At 73.4% G+C, this 15,425-nt stretch carries 16 protein-coding genes; 7 read left to right on the top strand and 9 right to left on the bottom strand.

Annotation, left to right across the window (positions count from 1 at the left end; all coding sequences use genetic code 11):
- Window positions 1-59 precede the first annotated feature (59 nt).
- The 4 genes from N538_RS0119550 to ssd are packed head-to-tail and all read right to left on the bottom strand — an operon-like array spanning window position 60 to window position 3,734.
- The gene (locus N538_RS0119550) at window positions 60-776 is read right to left on the bottom strand and encodes a type II secretion system F family protein (protein ID WP_028638698.1); all 717 of its coding nucleotides are present in this window, start codon (window positions 774-776) and stop codon (window positions 60-62) included.
- The gene (locus N538_RS26355) at window positions 773-1,534 is read right to left on the bottom strand and encodes a type II secretion system F family protein (protein WP_051549457.1); all 762 of its coding nucleotides are present in this window, start codon (window positions 1,532-1,534) and stop codon (window positions 773-775) included. Before N538_RS26355 ends, N538_RS0119550 begins: the two co-directional genes overlap by 4 nt.
- Complete coding sequence (locus N538_RS26350) at window positions 1,531-2,685, bottom strand: TadA family conjugal transfer-associated ATPase (RefSeq protein ID WP_036571541.1); 1,155 nt, start codon at window positions 2,683-2,685, stop codon at window positions 1,531-1,533. The genes N538_RS26355 and N538_RS26350 overlap by 4 nt, the downstream gene beginning before the upstream one ends.
- Window positions 2,682-3,734 (bottom strand): septum site-determining protein Ssd, encoded by a 1,053-nt coding sequence (ssd, locus tag N538_RS0119535; RefSeq protein ID WP_028638697.1) that lies wholly within the window; start codon window positions 3,732-3,734, stop codon window positions 2,682-2,684. Before ssd ends, N538_RS26350 begins: the two co-directional genes overlap by 4 nt.
- 120 nt (window positions 3,735-3,854) lie before the next feature.
- Between ssd and N538_RS0119530 the strand changes: the two genes are divergently transcribed.
- A complete protein-coding gene (locus N538_RS0119530) occupies window positions 3,855-4,655 on the top strand; it encodes an HAD family hydrolase (protein WP_028638696.1) in 801 nt (266 codons plus the stop codon).
- Between the two features lie 533 nt (window positions 4,656-5,188).
- Here the strand turns inward: N538_RS0119530 and N538_RS0119525 are convergent.
- Complete coding sequence (locus tag N538_RS0119525; RefSeq protein ID WP_028638695.1) at window positions 5,189-5,914, bottom strand: hypothetical protein; 726 nt, start codon at window positions 5,912-5,914, stop codon at window positions 5,189-5,191.
- A gap of 35 nt (window positions 5,915-5,949) precedes the next feature.
- Here N538_RS0119525 and N538_RS0119520 point away from each other — a divergent pair, with 35 nt between their 5' ends.
- The 5 genes from N538_RS0119520 (at window position 5,950) to N538_RS0119500 (ending at window position 11,354) form a co-directional block, all read left to right on the top strand.
- Complete coding sequence (locus tag N538_RS0119520) at window positions 5,950-6,756, top strand: class I SAM-dependent methyltransferase (protein WP_028638694.1); 807 nt, start codon at window positions 5,950-5,952, stop codon at window positions 6,754-6,756.
- 192 nt (window positions 6,757-6,948) lie between these two features.
- Entirely contained in the window at window positions 6,949-7,560 is a 612-nt protein-coding gene (locus N538_RS26345) for an acetate uptake transporter (protein WP_036571337.1), read from the top strand.
- Between the two features lie 47 nt (window positions 7,561-7,607).
- Window positions 7,608-9,587 (top strand): acetate--CoA ligase, encoded by a 1,980-nt coding sequence (gene acs, locus N538_RS0119510; protein WP_028638693.1) that lies wholly within the window; start codon window positions 7,608-7,610, stop codon window positions 9,585-9,587.
- A gap of 72 nt (window positions 9,588-9,659) precedes the next feature.
- A complete protein-coding gene (gene nhaA, locus N538_RS0119505) occupies window positions 9,660-10,928 on the top strand; it encodes a Na+/H+ antiporter NhaA (RefSeq protein ID WP_028638692.1) in 1,269 nt (422 codons plus the stop codon).
- A 21-nt stretch (window positions 10,929-10,949) separates the two neighbouring features.
- Window positions 10,950-11,354: a phage holin family protein gene (locus N538_RS0119500; RefSeq protein ID WP_028638691.1), complete on the top strand. Its 405-nt coding sequence runs from the start codon at window positions 10,950-10,952 to the stop codon at window positions 11,352-11,354.
- 33 nt (window positions 11,355-11,387) lie between these two features.
- Here N538_RS0119500 and N538_RS0119495 read toward each other — a convergent pair whose 3' ends face one another.
- From N538_RS0119495 to nth, 4 genes are read right to left on the bottom strand one after another with little or no spacing between them, the layout of a single operon-like run.
- Complete coding sequence (locus N538_RS0119495; RefSeq protein WP_028638690.1) at window positions 11,388-12,563, bottom strand: MarP family serine protease; 1,176 nt, start codon at window positions 12,561-12,563, stop codon at window positions 11,388-11,390.
- Window positions 12,560-13,282 carry an NUDIX hydrolase gene (locus tag N538_RS26340; RefSeq protein WP_036571336.1) on the bottom strand — a complete coding sequence of 241 codons (723 nt, stop codon included), beginning with the start codon at window positions 13,280-13,282 and terminating at the stop codon, window positions 12,560-12,562. Before N538_RS26340 ends, N538_RS0119495 begins: the two co-directional genes overlap by 4 nt.
- The gene (locus N538_RS26335; RefSeq protein WP_051549456.1) at window positions 13,279-13,884 is read right to left on the bottom strand and encodes a TlpA disulfide reductase family protein; all 606 of its coding nucleotides are present in this window, start codon (window positions 13,882-13,884) and stop codon (window positions 13,279-13,281) included. The genes N538_RS26340 and N538_RS26335 overlap by 4 nt, the downstream gene beginning before the upstream one ends.
- A complete protein-coding gene (gene nth / locus N538_RS0119480) occupies window positions 13,881-14,594 on the bottom strand; it encodes an endonuclease III (protein ID WP_028638689.1) in 714 nt (237 codons plus the stop codon). The genes N538_RS26335 and nth overlap by 4 nt, the downstream gene beginning before the upstream one ends.
- Before the next feature lie 145 nt (window positions 14,595-14,739).
- On the opposite strand from nth, the gene N538_RS0119475 reads away from it, so the two are divergent.
- Window positions 14,740-15,417: a Crp/Fnr family transcriptional regulator gene (locus N538_RS0119475; protein WP_028638688.1), complete on the top strand. Its 678-nt coding sequence runs from the start codon at window positions 14,740-14,742 to the stop codon at window positions 15,415-15,417.
- Window positions 15,418-15,425 lie beyond the last annotated feature (8 nt).

The raw sequence follows: 15,425 nt of genomic DNA, 5'->3' as shown, positions 1-15,425 counted from the left end.
TGCCGGCCCTGCTGTGGAGTCCGCCGTCGCCGCGGTCGCGGTGGACGGGAGGTGGGCTGTCATCCAAGGTCGAGCGCGCTCAGGAGGGCGACGACGAGGGGCACGATCCCGACCAGCAGGAACGCGGGCAGCAGGCACAGCCCGAGCGGCAGTGCCGCCTTCACGCCGACGGCGCGGGCGCGTTCCTCGGTCTCGGCACGAGCCGACCTCGCCAGGTCGTCGGCGAGCCGTTCCACCGCCGTAACCACCGGCGCCCCCGAGGCCTGGGCGCGGGCGAGCGCGCGACCGAGCCGGCCGAGGTCCGGGTCCTCCGCGAGGCCTTCCCAGACCTGGACCGGGTCCAGGCCGAGGGACAGCCGGGCCGCCACGGTGCCCAGCCGGTCGGCCGCCGCGCCGGGCAACGCCGCTGACACCACGGCCACCCCGTCGCCGGGCGCGGCACCGCCGCGCAGCGTGGCGGCGAACAGGTCGACCACGTGCGGCAGGTCCCGCCGGACCTCGGCCCGGCGTCGGCGGACGTCGGCCGGCTCGGCCCGGCCGACCGCGACCCAGGTGCCGACCGCCGCGGCCACTCCCACCGCCGGCGCGGCCGGGCCCTGGAGGAAGAGGAAGGCACCCAGGCCGGCCAGCGCGCTCCAGACCAGCCGGTGCCGGTGCAACCACCCGACCGCCGGGGACGGCGGTGCCGCTGCAACCCGGTGCCGGAGGACCGGCCGGACCGGGAGCGCCAGCGCCGCCGCCGCGGCCGCGGCCGCGACCGGGACCCAGGTGGTCACGACCGGTCCTCGACCTCGGCCGCGATCGCCTCGATCCACCACAGCCCGGCCAGGCCGAAGGCGAGACCACCGGCCAGGCAGGCGAGGCCTGCCGGGCTGCGCAGCAGGAACCCCCACGGGTCCCCGCCGGCGCCGGTGCCCATCAGCAGGGCGAGGACGGGCAGGCCCGCGACCAGTCGCGCGGTGGCCCGCGCCGACGCGAGCTCTCCCTCGACCAGCCGCCGGGTCGCGGCGGCGGCGCGCAGGGTGTCGGCGACCCGGTCGACGGCGGAGGCGAGTCCCTGACCGGTGCGGTGCGCGACCTGCCAGGCGCCCGCGACCACTCGCAGGTCGCGGGCGCCGTCCAGCCCGTCTCCGAGCGCCCGGAGCGCCGACGGCACGTCGGCACCGACCCGGAACGCCTCCGCGACCGGCCCCAGCGGCGGCCAGGCCGTCGCCGCACGGTCGAGAGCAGCGCCCGGCGGTCGTCCGGCGGCGAGCTCCCCCGCGAGCAGCTCGCAGGTCTCCAGCACGTGGCCCGCGACCAGGGAGGCCTCGCGTCGTCGTCGGCGCCGCCGCCACAGCCCCAGCCCACCGAGCGCGGCGCCGGTGAGCACGAGGACCAGGGCGCCGAGGCGGGGCACGACGAGGGCCACGAGCACGAGCGCCGGCACGGCGAGCAGCAGCGGCCGCGGTCCGCGGAGCGGCTCCGTGCGAGGGACCGGTCGCAGCAGGAGGAGGACGGCGAGCGCCGCGCTGGTCGCGGCGACGGCGGTCACCGATCGACCCGGGCGGCGAGTGCGGCGGCGGCCGGTCCAGGGGTCGCCACGCCGCGGTCGTCGATCTCGAGCGCGGGCACCATCGAGACGAGACCGTCAGGCCGCCGATCGGGGACGGCGACCTGACGGAGCCTGCGGACGCCGTCGGCACCACGCCCGAGGTGCAGCACGACGTGAACGGCGGAGGCGAGCTGGCTGTGCGCGGCGTCCCGTCCGAGCCCGGCCGCGAGCGCGAGCGCCTCGACGCGGGCGGGCACGTCGACGGCGGAGTTGGCGTGCAAGGTCCCGCAGCCACCCTCGTGCCCGGTGTTGAGCGCGGCGAGGAGGTCGACGACCTCGGCGCCGCGGACCTCGCCGACGACCAGCCGGTCCGGCCGCATCCGGAGTGCCTGCCGGACCAGGGTGCGGACCTCGACGGCACCGGCCCCCTCGATGTTCGGGGGTCGCCCCTCCAGGGCGACGACGTGCGGGTGGTCCGGCCGGAGCTCGCTGGCGTCCTCCACCACGACGATCCGCTCGTCAGCGGCCACGCGGGACAGCAGCGCGGCGAGCAGGGTGGTCTTGCCGGACCCGGTGCCCCCGCTGACCAGGAACGCGAGCCGTGCCTCGACGACCGCGAGCACCAGGCGGGCGGTGTCCGGGGTGAGGGTGCCGGCGTCGACCAGCTCGTCGACCGTGAACGTGCGGGACCGTGGCACGCGCAGCGAGACCAGCGTGCCGGGCCGCGCGAGCGGCGCCAGGACGGCGTGGAAGCGGGTGCCGTCCGGCAGCCTGAGGTCGGCGTACGGCGTGGCATCGTCGAGCCTCCGGCCGCCGAGGGCGGCGAGCCGCTGGGCCAGGCGGCGCACCGCCGCCTCGTCCGGGAACCGCACCGTGGTCGGCTCGAGTCCGGCACCGCGGTCGAGGTAGACGTGGTCGGGGCCGTTCACGAGCACGTCGGTGACGTGCGGCGTCCGGAGCAGCGGCTCGAGCGGCCCTGCGCCGACCACGTCGCGGCGCAGCGTCTCGTAGACCGCGAGCACGGTGGCGTCGCCGACCGGTCGGCCGCTCTCGCGGAGCGCCTCCGCGACCCGGTGCGGGGTGAGCTCGCCGGGGCTCCGGGCGAGCCGGTCGCGGACCGCCTCGAGGTCGTCCAGCGGCAGCGTGCTCACGCCGCCGCCCGCAGCAGGCACAGCTGGTCGAGCACCGCCGTGGCCGTCCGGCCGAGCGCTCCCCGGCGGGAGCGGACCGGGCCGAGCCCCAGGTCGATCGCCTCGTCGAGGCCGCGCTGCTCGGGCATCGTCGCCAGCACGGGCACGCCGGTCGCGCGGGTCACCTGCAGCGGGTCGATGCCGGTCCCTCGCAGGACCAGCCGCACGGTGGTCGGGTCGCGGTGCCGGGCGCACGTGCGAACCGCCGACGCCACGCCGACGACCGTGGGGACCACGACGACCAGCAGCCGGTCGCAGCGGGCGGCGATCTCGTCGACCAGCGGGTCGGGCGTGCGCGGCAGGTCGACCACCACGAGGTCGTGGCCGCGCCGCGCCGCCGAGAGCACCTCGCGCGCCGCGAACGCCTGGAGGGTGCCGGGACCACCGGCCCGCCAGGTCAGCGCGCCCAGGTCGTCGCGCCGGGGCAACGCCTCGCGCAACGCCCGGGCACTGAGCCTCCCGGTGGTGTCGCAGAGCCCGTCCCACCGCACGCCGTCCCGGTCCTCGAGCCCGAGCACCCGGTCGAGGCCGGGGCCGAGCGGGTCCGCGTCGACGACGAGCGCGCGCCCGCGCCGGGCCCCGACCTGCCCGAGGGCGCAGGCGAACGTGGTCGCCCCGGAACCACCGCTCCCGCCCACCACGCCGACCAGCAGGCCCTCGGCCGACGGGCCGCCCGGGTCCCCGAGGTCGGTGAGCAGCTCGGTCAGCCACGCCTCCGAGCGCGGCAGCTGGGCGATGCTCTCGGCGCCCACCGCGAGCGCGGTGCGGAACATCTCGTCGGGCACCACGCCCCACGCGACGACGTACACGCGCGGCCGCCTGGTCGGGCAGATGCGGGCCAGGTCCTCGGCCACGTCCGAGCCGACGAGCACGAGCGGCGCGGCCGTCCAGCCACGCAGCGCGGCACCGCCGTCGGCGGCGACGTCGGGAGTGACGCCGGCCGCGGCGGCCAGGCGGAGCAGCTCGTCGAGGAGGGCCTGGTCACGGGTGACAACGAGGGGTGCGGTCATGCGTCGATGCTTCCCGCGAACGCAGACCGGGCGCACCGAAGCCGAGAGCCCTTGTGGACAAGGGCGTTCCAGACGGATCCTGTGGACAGTAGGTGGGTCGCCACCGCCTACGATGGCCGCATGGCGTTCCGCCCGACCGCGGCCTTCTTCGACCTCGACAAGACGGTCATCGCGAAGTCGAGCACGCTCGCGTTCAGCAAGCCCTTCCAGGCCGGTGGCCTCATCTCGCGCCGCGCGGTGCTCCGCTCGGCGTACGCGCAGTTCGTCTACCTCGTCGGCGGCGCGGACCACGACCAGATGGAGAAGATGCGGCAGTTCATGTCCCAGCTGTGCGCCGGCTGGGACGTCGCCACCGTCCGCGAGATCGTCGCGGACACGCTGCACAACGTCGTCGACCCGCTCGTGTACGACGAGGCGGTGTCGCTGATCGAGGAGCACCACCTCGCCGGCCGCGACGTCGTCATCGTCTCGGCGTCCGGCGCCGAGGTGGTGGAGCCGATCGCCGCGATGCTCGGCGCCGACCGCGTGGTCGCGACCCGGATGGAGATCCAGGACGGCCGGTACACCGGCGGCATCGAGTACTACGCCTACGCCGCGGAGAAGGCACGCGCGATCGAGGAGCTGGCCGCGCAGCAGGGCTACGACCTCGAGAACAGCTACGCCTACAGCGACTCGGTCACCGACGTCCCGATGCTCGAGGCGGTCGGTCACGCGCACGCGGTGAACCCCGACAAGGAGCTGCGCCGGATCGCCGCGGAGAAGGGCTGGCCGGTGCTGGTCTTCACCAAGCCGGTCGCGTTGCGCTCCCGGGTCCCGCTGCCGCCGGCGGGCCCGACCCTGGCCGCGCTCGCCGTCGGCGGCATGGTCGCCGTGGGCGGCGTCCTCTGGGCGAGCGCCCGCCGCCGCCGGCTCGACGTGTAGCCACCACCGGAACCTTCCACCTTGCCGGAGGCCGGCGGCGCGAGCCGCACGCTGGGCGGCCCCTGTCACCCCATCGGACCTCTGCCTGCCGGACCTGCCGACCGGCAGAGACGTGGCCCGGCTGTCAACCCCTCGAGGCCCCTTGAAGGTCTGGGTGAAGAGGCGTAGACAGGGTGGCAGAACTCAACAGTGCAGCACGTGAGCCGGGTACCCACGCGGCGATCTACCCTTCCTACAGGGCGCTTGCCGGACCGGGATACTCCCGGGGCAGTAGTTGATGATGCACGCCTGGTAGCCCACGGATTCACGTGTCAGCGGCGGCACCCGGACCAACGAACTCGAACGCCGGGTGCCGTTCGCATGTCCGAGCGCAGCGAGCCGCGCCGAAGGCGCGGGTCGCGTCGCGCGAGGAGGCCGAGGAGCGCCCGCGACCGACGCAGGAGGCCGCGACGGCGCGTCTCGAGGCCCATGACCCCAGCCGCGTCGAAGGCGCGGATCGCGTCGCGCGAGACCGACTGAGCCGAAGACCTCGGCTACTCGGCTGCCCGTCGCAGCGGGCTCGCCTCCGCGCCGGCCGCGTACGCCTCCGCGGCGTAGAGCAGCCAGGAGTGCACGCCGGCCGGACCGCCCTCGGCGTACCCCCGCAGGTTGGACTCGTACGCCGCCCGGAGCGCCAGGTGCCCCGCCTCCGGGACGACCAGGGACTTCTCGTCGACGCCGCGCGCGACCAGCACCAGCCGCTCGGCGGCGCGGGCGACGATGCCGTTGTGCGAGCCGAACGGCGCGGCGGTCGCGAGCTCGGCGTGCACGACCGCGGCCACCAGCAGCGACGGCGCCCCGGTCGGCCGCACCAGCAGCTCGCCGACGCCGCGGAGCCGATCGGCGGCGTCGCCGTCGCGCGGTCGGCCGCGCGTCTCCTCGGGCAGCCCCGCGGCCGCCAGCGCGTGGATCCGCGCCAGCGCCTGGAGCGGGGACCGGGACAGGGACGGGGACAGGGACAGCAGCTCCGTCGAGACCCGCACCGCGTCGAGCGTCACCTCGTCCCCCGCGCCCGCGCGCACCTCGGCGAGCGTGGCGGCCGACCCCTCGAGCACGCCGCTCGCGTGGGCGCCGCGCAGCAGCGACTCGATCGTCGTCTCGGGCGAGGTACGCCGCAGGCCGCGGTCGCGCAGCATCACGTCGATCCCGTCGCGAACGGCGGCGTACGCCGACGGCACGCCCTCGAGGGAGGCCAGGCGGGACAGCGGGTCTGTGCTCACGAGATCCCACCGTATCGGCGGGTACGGTGAGTCCGATGACCGATCCCTCCCGCTCCTTCGGCTCCGTGGCGGACGCCTACGACCGCGCCCGCCCCTCCTACCCGCGCGAGGCGGCCGCCTGGCTGGTCGGCGAGCAGCCGACCACGGTCCTCGAGCTCGGCGCCGGCACCGGCAAGCTCACCGAGGTGCTGGTGGGGCTCGGCCACGACGTGCACGCGACCGATCCCGACGAGCAGATGCTGGAGCGGCTCCGCGAGCGGCTGCCCGACGTTCCCACCTCGGTGGCCGGGGCGGAGGAGATCCCCGCTCCGGACGCGTCGTACGACGTCGTGGTGGTCGCCCAGGCATTCCACTGGTTCGACCACGACCGGGCGTTCCCGGAGATCGCCCGGGTCCTCAGGCCGGGCGGCCGGCTGGCCGTCACGTGGAACCTGCGCGACGAGCGGATCCCGTGGGTGCGCCGGCTCGGCGTGCTGCTGGGCAACCAGGACACCCACCGCAGCGACCAGGTGCTGGCCACGAACGAATTCTTCGGCTCCGTCGAGGAGACGACGTTCCGGCACTGGCAGGTCGTCGACCGCGACTCCATCCAGGACCTCGCGCTGTCGCGCTCGACCCTCGCGGTGCTCGACGAGGACGCGCGCGCGGACCGGCTGGCCGAGATCGTGGCCTTCTACGACGACTACGGTCGCGGCATGGACGGCATGCAGCTGCCGTACGAGACCCGCTGCTTCCGCGCCACCGCACTCGACCGCGGGCAGGAGCCGGCCCCGCAGACCGCGGAGGAGCCCATCGCCGACGACGGCTCGGACTCCGACGTGCTGCTCATCGACTTCCGCTGACCGCCAGCTGGTGCCGGCCAGCTCGATCGCCGGGCCCGACCGGCGCGAGGGCAGCTCGGTCTCACGCGCTCACGGCCTCACGAGTTTGTCGATCCGGTCCATCGGGTACGGGCGGCCGTGGACCGCCTCGGGCGGCCACCCTCGGGCGAGCCGACCGGGCGATCCTCCGCAACCACGCGTGAGGAGATCTCCATGACGACCACCCAGGAAGCCAGCCAGGAAGCCAGCCCGGTCCCCGTCCGCGGCCCCTACATCGCGGACCCCGCGCCTCTCGGGCTCGCCGCGTTCGCACTCACGACGTTCGTCCTGAGCTTCGTCAACACCGGCCTGTTCAAGGTCGAGCCGGTGGTGTTCGGGCTCGCGCTCGCCTACGGCGGGATCGCCCAGTTCGCCGCCGGCATGTGGGAGTTCGCGAAGGGCAACACCTTCGGGGCGACGGCGTTCGCGTCGTACGGCGCCTTCTGGGTGTCGTTCTGGTGGCTGACCGGGCACACCGATCTCACCGGCTCGCCGGAGGGCGACGTGAGCAACACCGTGGGGCTCTACCTGCTGGCGTGGGGCATCTTCACGGCGTACATGACGATCGCGGCGACCCGGGTCAGCGGCGCGGTGCTCGCGGTCTTCGTGCTGCTGACGATCACGTTCCTCCTGCTCGCGATCGGCGACTTCGCCACCTCGGAGACGATCAGCAAGATCGGCGGCTGGTGCGGCGTGGCCACGGCCCTGGCCGCCTGGTACGCCTCGCTGGCCGGGGTCACCGCGTTCACCCACAAGCGTCAGGTGTTCCCCGTCGCCACTCGCTGACTAGTGTGGCGGGTGCCACCTCGTCCCTACCCGATCGAGGAGTGATCGTGAGCGAAGAGACCCTCTCCAACCTGCTCAAGGAGGACCGCCGGTTCGAGCCGCCGGCGGAGATCGCCGAGCACGCGAACCTCCGGGCCGAGGCCTACGACCGGGCCGCTCAGGACCCCGAGGCGTTCTGGGCCGAGCAGGCCGAGCGCCTGTCCTGGGACGAGAAGTGGGACCGGGTGCTGGACTGGGACGACCGGCCGTTCGCGAAGTGGTTCGTCGGCGGCCGGCTCAACGCGTCGTACAACTGCGTGGACCGGCACGTCGAGGCGGGCCGCGGCGACAAGGTGGCGCTGCACTGGATCGGGGAGCCGGAGGACGACACCCGCGACCTGACCTACGCCGAGCTCAAGGACGAGGTCAGCAAGGCTGCCAACGCGCTGACCGAGCTCGGCGTCGGCACCGGTGACCGGGTGGCGATCTACCTGCCGATGATCGCCGAGGCCGTGATCGCGATGCTGGCCTGCGCGCGGATCGGCGCCCCACACACGGTCGTGTTCGGTGGGTTCTCCTCCGAGGCGCTCTCCTCGCGCCTGGTCGACTGCCAGGCCAAGGTGGTCATCACCTCCGACGGTGGCTACCGCCGCGGCGCGGCGGCCGCGCTGAAGCCGGCGGTCGACGAGGCGCGCGCCAAGTCCTCCGCGCAGGGCCACACCGTCGAGAAGGTGCTCGTCGTCCGGCGCACCGGGCAGGACGTCGAGTGGAACGACGACGTGGACGTCTGGTGGCACGACGCGGTCGACGCGGCCTCTACCGAGCACACGCCGGAGGCGTTCGACGCCGAGCACCCGCTCTACGTCATGTACACCTCGGGCACGACGGGGAAGCCCAAGGGCATCCTGCACACCACCGGCGGCTACCTGACCGGCACGTCGTACACGCACTGGGCGGTCTTCGACCTCAAGCCCGAGACCGACGTCTACTGGTGCTCCGCCGACATCGGCTGGGTCACCGGCCACAGCTACATGGTCTACGGGCCGCTCGCGAACGGCGCGACGCAGGTGATGTACGAGGGCACGCCGGACAGTCCGGAGCGGGGCCGCTGGTGGAAGATCATCCAGGACTACGGCGTGACGATCTTCTACACCGCGCCGACCGCGATCCGCTCGTTCATGAAGCAGGGCCGCGAGATCCCGGACCGGTACGACATGTCCTCGCTGCGGATCCTCGGGTCGGTCGGTGAGCCGATCAACCCCGAGGCCTACATCTGGTACCGCCAGGTGATCGGCGGCGACCGCACCCCCGTGGTCGACACCTGGTGGCAGACCGAGACCGGGATGATCATGATCAGCCCGCTGCCGGGCGTCACGCGCGGCAAGCCGGGCTCGGCGATGACCCCCATCCCGGGCGTCTCGGCCGAGGTGGTCAACGAGGCCGGCGACGCCGTACCCAACGGGTCGGGCGGCTACCTCGTGCTCACCGCCCCGTGGCCCTCGATGCTGCGCACCATCTGGGGGGACGACGAGCGCTTCATCGACACCTACTGGGCCCGCTTCAGGGACCAGGGCTACTACTTCGCCGGGGACGGAGCGAAGAAGGACGACGACGGCGACATCTGGGTGCTGGGCCGCGTGGACGACGTGATGAACGTGTCCGGCCACCGGCTCTCGACCACCGAGATCGAGTCCGCGCTCGTCTCCCACCCCAAGGTCGCCGAGGCTGCGGTCGTCGGCGCCAAGGACGAGGACACCGGCCAGGCCGTGTGCGCCTTCGTGATCCTGCGCGAGGAGGCCGGCGACGGCGGCGAGGACATCGTCGCCGAGCTCCGCAAGCACGTCCGCCAGGAGATCGGCCCGATCGCGACCCCGCGCCAGATCATGATCGTCCCCGAGCTCCCCAAGACCCGCTCGGGCAAGATCATGCGCCGCCTGCTGAAGGACGTCGCCGAGCACCGCGAGGTCGGTGACGTGACCACGCTGGCCGACTCGTCGGTGATGGACATGATCTCGGAGGGCATCGACTCCGGCAAGGCCGAGGACTGATGCGCTTGTAGGGTGGCTCCCGGTGCGCCGGGAAGTCTGGTCGGCAGTCCTTCGCCGACCCCGAGGAGCACCATGAGCCAGTCCACGCCGCAGCGCCGGTTGTTCACGCGCGGCTCGTTCCTCGAGAGCTCGCGCACGGCGGAGGTGTTGCGCGCCGAGACCACCGGCGGCGTGCTGCTGATCGCGGCAGCCGCCGTCGCCCTCGTGTGGGCGAACAGCGCGTGGCAGGACGCGTACTTCCGGATCCGCGACACCGTGGTGGGGCCGGACGCCCTCCACCTCGACCTCACCGTCGGCGGCTGGGCGGCCGACGGGCTGCTCGCGATCTTCTTCTTCGTGGCCGGCCTCGAGCTCAAGCGCGAGTTCGTCGCCGGCGACCTGCGCGATCCACGGCGTGCCGCACTGCCGGTGATCGCCGCGGTGGGTGGGATGGTCGTCCCCGCGTTGGTCTTCGTGCTCTGGAACCTCGGCACCGACAACCTGGTCGGCTGGGCCATCCCCACCGCGACCGACATCGCGTTCGCCCTGGCGGTCCTCGCGGTGATCAGCACGCACCTGCCGACGGGGCTGCGCACCTTCCTGCTCACGCTCGCCGTCGTCGACGACCTGCTCGCGATCACGGTGATCGCGCTCTTCTACACCGACCAGCTGCACCTGCTCTGGCTGCTCGCGGCTGCCCTGCCGCTGGCCGCGTTCGGCGTGCTGGTCCGGCGCGGGTACGGCGCCTGGGCGCTCGTTCCGCTCGCGGTGCTGGCATGGGCGTTCGTGCACGAGTCCGGCGTGCACGCGACCGTCGCCGGTGTGCTGCTCGGCTTCACGGTCCCGGTGCGCCGGGCCGACCGGATCGAGCACGTCGTCCGCCCCGTGTCGGCGGGGATCGCCGTACCCGTCTTCGCGTTCTTCGCGGCCGGGGTCGACGTCGGCGGCCTGTCCGGGCTCCGCGACGCGCTGACGGACCCGCTCGCGCTGGGCATCGTCTGCGGCCTCGTCCTGGGCAAGACGATCGGCATCACCGGATCCACCTGGCTGCTGTCGACGTTCACCCGCGCCGACCTCGACGACGAGCTGAGCTGGGTCGACGTGACCGGCATGGCGATCCTCGCGGGCGTCGGGTTCACGGTGTCGCTGCTGATCGGCGAGCTCGCGTTCGGGCACGGCACGTCGGAGGACGACACCACGAAGGTCGGCGTCCTGGTCGGCTCGCTGGTCGCCGTGCTCGTCGCGAGCGTGGTGCTGCGCACGCGGAACCGGGTGTACCGGCGGATCTGCGAGCAGGAGGAGCGTGACAGCGACGGGGACGGGGTACCCGACGTCTACGAGCACGACGACGACGCGGGCTGAGGGTTCGATAGGGTGACGCGCATGGCGAGCAACCAGGTCCAGGAGCCCGATCCGACCATCGGCCGGCTGGTCCACGACGCCACCAGGGACATCTCCTCCCTGGTCCAGAAGGAGATCCAGCTCGCGAAGTCCGAGCTCAAGGTCAGCGTCCGGGCCGGCGGCACGGGCATCGGCCTCTTCGCCGGCGCGGCCTTCCTGATCGTCCTCGCGATCATCATGCTGTCGGTGTCGATCGCCTACTTCATCAACTGGAACGGCGAGGGTCTCGACCTGCACTGGGCGTTCCTGATCGTGTTCGGCTTCTACATGCTGGTCGCCGCGCTGCTGGGCTACATCGGGGTGCGGAAGGTCAAGCAGGTCAGGGCGCCCGAGCGCGCGATCGGCCAGGGCCGCGAGATCCCGAGGGCTCTCAAGGGCCAGTCGTAGGCGAGAGCTGACCCGGCCTCGCCGCGCGGGTCGCTAGCCGGCGCAGTCGCCCGTGGAGACCTGGGCCGAGCTGCTCTGCCCGGTCGCGGCCGCCTGGGCGACCTGGGAGGTCGTGAGGGCGTAGCCGGTGTCGTGGTCGGTGACCGACGCGGCGAACACGACGCCCGCGACGTCGCCGGCCGACGTGATGATCGGCCCGCCGGAGTTGCCGGGCAGGATCCGGCCACGCAGCGAGAAGACCTCGCGGATCACCGCGCCGTCGCCGTAGATGTTCGGCGAGCGGAGCCGCTGCTCGGACCGGATCCGGGCCGGCTCGACGCGGTACGGGCCGTCCTGGGGGTAACCGAGGATGGCCACCCCGTCCTGCGCCTCGGCGTGGTGGTCCAGGTCGAGGGGCGGGATGTCACCGCTGTCGAAGGCGAGCACCGCGACGTCGATGTCGGGGTTGTAGTAGACGACCTCCGCGTCGACCGTGCTGTCGCCGACGACCACCTCGGGATCATCGATGCCGGCGACCACGTGTGCGTTGGTCATCAGCCGGTTGGCGGCGTACACGAAGCCGGAGCCCTCGACGCCCCTGCCGCACTCGTTGGTGCCGCGCACCTTGAGCACGCTGGTCTCGGCGCGCTGGACGTCCGGGTCGCTCAGCAGTCGCCTCGGGCCGGGGCCGACGTCGACGATCCGCTCCGGGGCGAACGGCTCGAGGTAGCGCGGGAAGAAGCTGGTGCCGACCACGTCGTTGAACGCCTGCAACGCGTTGCCCGCAGAGGCCGGCAGGACCTCGTCGACCTCCCCGAGGACCGCCGAGCTCCGCACCAGCGGCGTGATCCCGGTGATCCGCGAGCCCGAGATCGCGACACCCAGCGCCCAGGCGACGATCAGCACCGCCACCGCGCTCAACGCGGCGCCGCCGATCGCGTCGAGGGCGCGCGCGGGCTGCCAGGTGATCCGGTCGCGGATCCGGGTGCCGGCGAACTGCAGCGTCGCCTGGCCCAGGGAGGCGGACAGGATCACGATGAACAGGGCGCCGAGGGACACCATCAGCGACGGGTTCGCGTCACCGAGCGCGACCGGCGCCAGCCAGACGCCGAACAGGCCACCGAGCAGGAGGCCGCCCGTCGCGAACGCACCGGTGATGAAGCCCTGCCAGTAGCCGGAGAGCGCGTACGCCAGGACGAGCACGATGAGGAGCCAGTCGAGCAGGTTCACCCGTCGTCCTCCTCGTGGTCCGGGTCGTCCTCGGGCTCGTCCTCGATGTCCAGGAGACGCGACCGTCGGGGGTCAGCCTGCAGCATGTACGCCGGAAGATCGCGGACCCGGGTCTCGTCCCACGGGCGCGTCCACCCGAGGAAGTCGAACAACCGGGCGATGATCCCCGCGGTGAACCCCCACAGGATGACGTCGTTGGCCGGGCCGATGAGGAACCCGGGGCTCGTGTAGCCGATCCGCGGGTGTTGCACCATCACCCGGTGCTCGGGGTCGAGGAGCTCCTCGATCGGCACGTGGTGGATCGCGTGCACCTCGGCGGGGCTCACGATGCTCACCGCCGCCGGCTCGGCCCACCAGCCGAGGACCGGGGTCACCGCGAAGTTGCTCGGCGGCAGCCACAGCTCGGGCAGCTGCCCGAACACCTCCACCGAAACGGGTTCCACCCCGATCTCCTCCTGCGCCTCGCGCAGCGCGGCCTCGACCGCGGACTCGCCCGGGTCGACCGAACCGCCGGGGAACGAGACCTGCCCCGGGTGCGACCGCATGTCGTGCGCGCGCTCGGTGAGCAGCAGCTCGCCACCGCGCGGGCCCTGGCCGAAGAGCATGAGGACGGCGCCCTCGCGGGCATCTCCCCCCGGTGGCGGCGTGAACCGGGTCAGGTCGTCGGCCGAGATCGCCGCCGCGCCCGCGCGGACCGGCTCGAGCCAGTCGGGGATCACAGGTCGGTCCCGAGGTGCTGGTTCGCCAGCTCGACCAGCTCGTCGGCGGAGCCGATGCCGCCGGTCACCAGCGATGCGGTCCCGTCGGCGTCCACGAACAGGAACGCGGGAACGGGTACGCGCGCCGGCACGGGTGGTTGCGCGCGGAGTGCACCCTGGGTGTCGGCGAGCTGCGGGTAGGTGGCCCCGGCGTGCTGCGCGAACTCGATGGCCGGCCCGGTCTGCCGGTCCTGATAGTCGATGCCGATGACCGGCACCTGGTCGCCGTACCGCCGGTAGAAGTCCGCGACCGCAGGCATCTCCTTGCGGCAGGGGCCGCACCACTCGCCCCAGATGTTGAGGATCAGCGGCCCGCGAAGGGTCGCCAACTCGACGTCGTCGCCACCGCCGAGGCACGGGAGCGTGACCTCGGGGAGCCCGCCGTCGACCGGGTCGCCCGTGCCGGGCGTGCACGGCTCGATCCCGGCGTCGGCCTTCAGCTGGCGCAGCTGCGGGGTGTCGACGTCGATCTTCGCGGCCCCCGGCGCGGGGACGTCGTCCGAGGTGCATCCGGCCAGCACCAGCACGGCCGCGACGAGCGCGGCCGGCAGGAGACGCCTCATGCCCTGCCCTCGGTCTTCACCAGCTTGGCCGCGACGACGGGATCGGTGGGGCCCTCGCCGTACGAGGGGCAGAGCCTGGCCACCGGGCACGCCCCGCAGGCGGGCTTCTGCGAGTGGCAGACGCGGCGGCCGTGCCAGACCAGGTGGTGGCTGAGCATCGTCCAGTCCTTCTTCGGGAACAGCTCGCCGACCGCGTGCTCGAGCTTGACCGGGTCGGTCTCCGCGGTCCAGCCGAACCGGCGGGCGAGCCGGCCGAAGTGGGTGTCGACGGTGATGCCGGGGATGCCGAAGGCATTGCCGAGGACGACGTTCGCGGTCTTGCGGCCGACGCCGGGGAGCTTGACCAGGTCCACCAGGCGCGGGGGCACCTGGCCGTCGTGGTCCTCGACGAGGGCGGCACTCAGCTTGAGCAGCGACTCGGTCTTCGCGCGGAAGAACCCGAGCGGCCCGACGATGCCCTCGAGGGTCGCGCGGTCGGCCGCGGCCATCGCCTTCGCGTCCGGGTAGGCGGCGAACAGCGTCGGCCGCACGGCGTTCACCCGCTTGTCCGTGGTCTGCGCGCTCAGCACGGTGACGACGAGCAGCTGGAAGGGGTCGTCGAAGTCCAGCTCGGTCGTGGCGTCGGGGTAGGTCTCGCCCAGGATCCGGTTGATCTTCCGGGCACGACGCACGAGGCCGGTACGGGTCTCGGCGGCGACGGGGGCGGGCACGCGCCCCAGCGTACGGCGAGGCGCCGACACGACCGATTCGGTGCCGGATGGCGACCCGCCCGACCGGCTGGTTCCTGTGAAGTTTCCCACTGGATAGGATTCGCGGCGTACCCGTGTGCCGCGGGTCGACGCACCAGGAGGATTCGTGGACAACGACGTACTGCGCCAGGCCCCGCTGTTCAGCGCGCTCGACGACGAGGCCGCGACCGCGCTGCGCGCGTCGATGGCGGAGACGAAGCTGCGCCGCGGCGAGGTGCTGTTCCACGAGGGTGACTCGGGCGACAAGCTCTACATCGTGCTCGACGGCAAGGTGAAGCTCGGCCGCACGTCCTCCGACGGCCGGGAGAACCTGCTCGCCATCCTCGGCCCCGGCCAGATGTTCGGCGAGCTCTCGCTCTTCGACCCGGGCCCGCGCTCGGCGACCGTCACGGCCGTCACGGACGCCTCGTTCGCGTCGCTCTCCCACGAGGACCTGCTGCGCTGGCTCGAGGGCCGCCCGGTCGTGGCCCGCGGTCTCCTCGCCCAGCTCGCCGGCCGGCTCCGCAAGGCCAACGACGTGGTCGCCGACCTGGTGTTCTCCGACGTCCCCGGCCGGGTCGCCAAGGCGCTGCTCGACCTCGCCGACCGGTTCGGCCGCACCGCGGACGACGGCGTGCACGTGCACCACGACCTCACCCAGGAAGAGCTCGCCCAGCTGGTCGGCGCCTCCCGCGAGACCGTGAACAAGGCCCTCGCCGACTTCGCCTCGCGCGGCTGGCTCCGCCTCGAGCCCCGCTCGGTCGTGATCATGGACGTCGAGCGCCTGGCCCGTCGCGCCCGTTGAGTCGGGAC

The organism is Nocardioides sp. URHA0032, assembly GCF_000620645.1.
Taxonomy (GTDB): Bacteria; Actinomycetota; Actinomycetes; order Propionibacteriales; family Nocardioidaceae; genus Nocardioides.
Note: the sequence above shows the minus strand (reverse complement) of the source record. Positions and strands in the feature narration are given on the sequence as shown.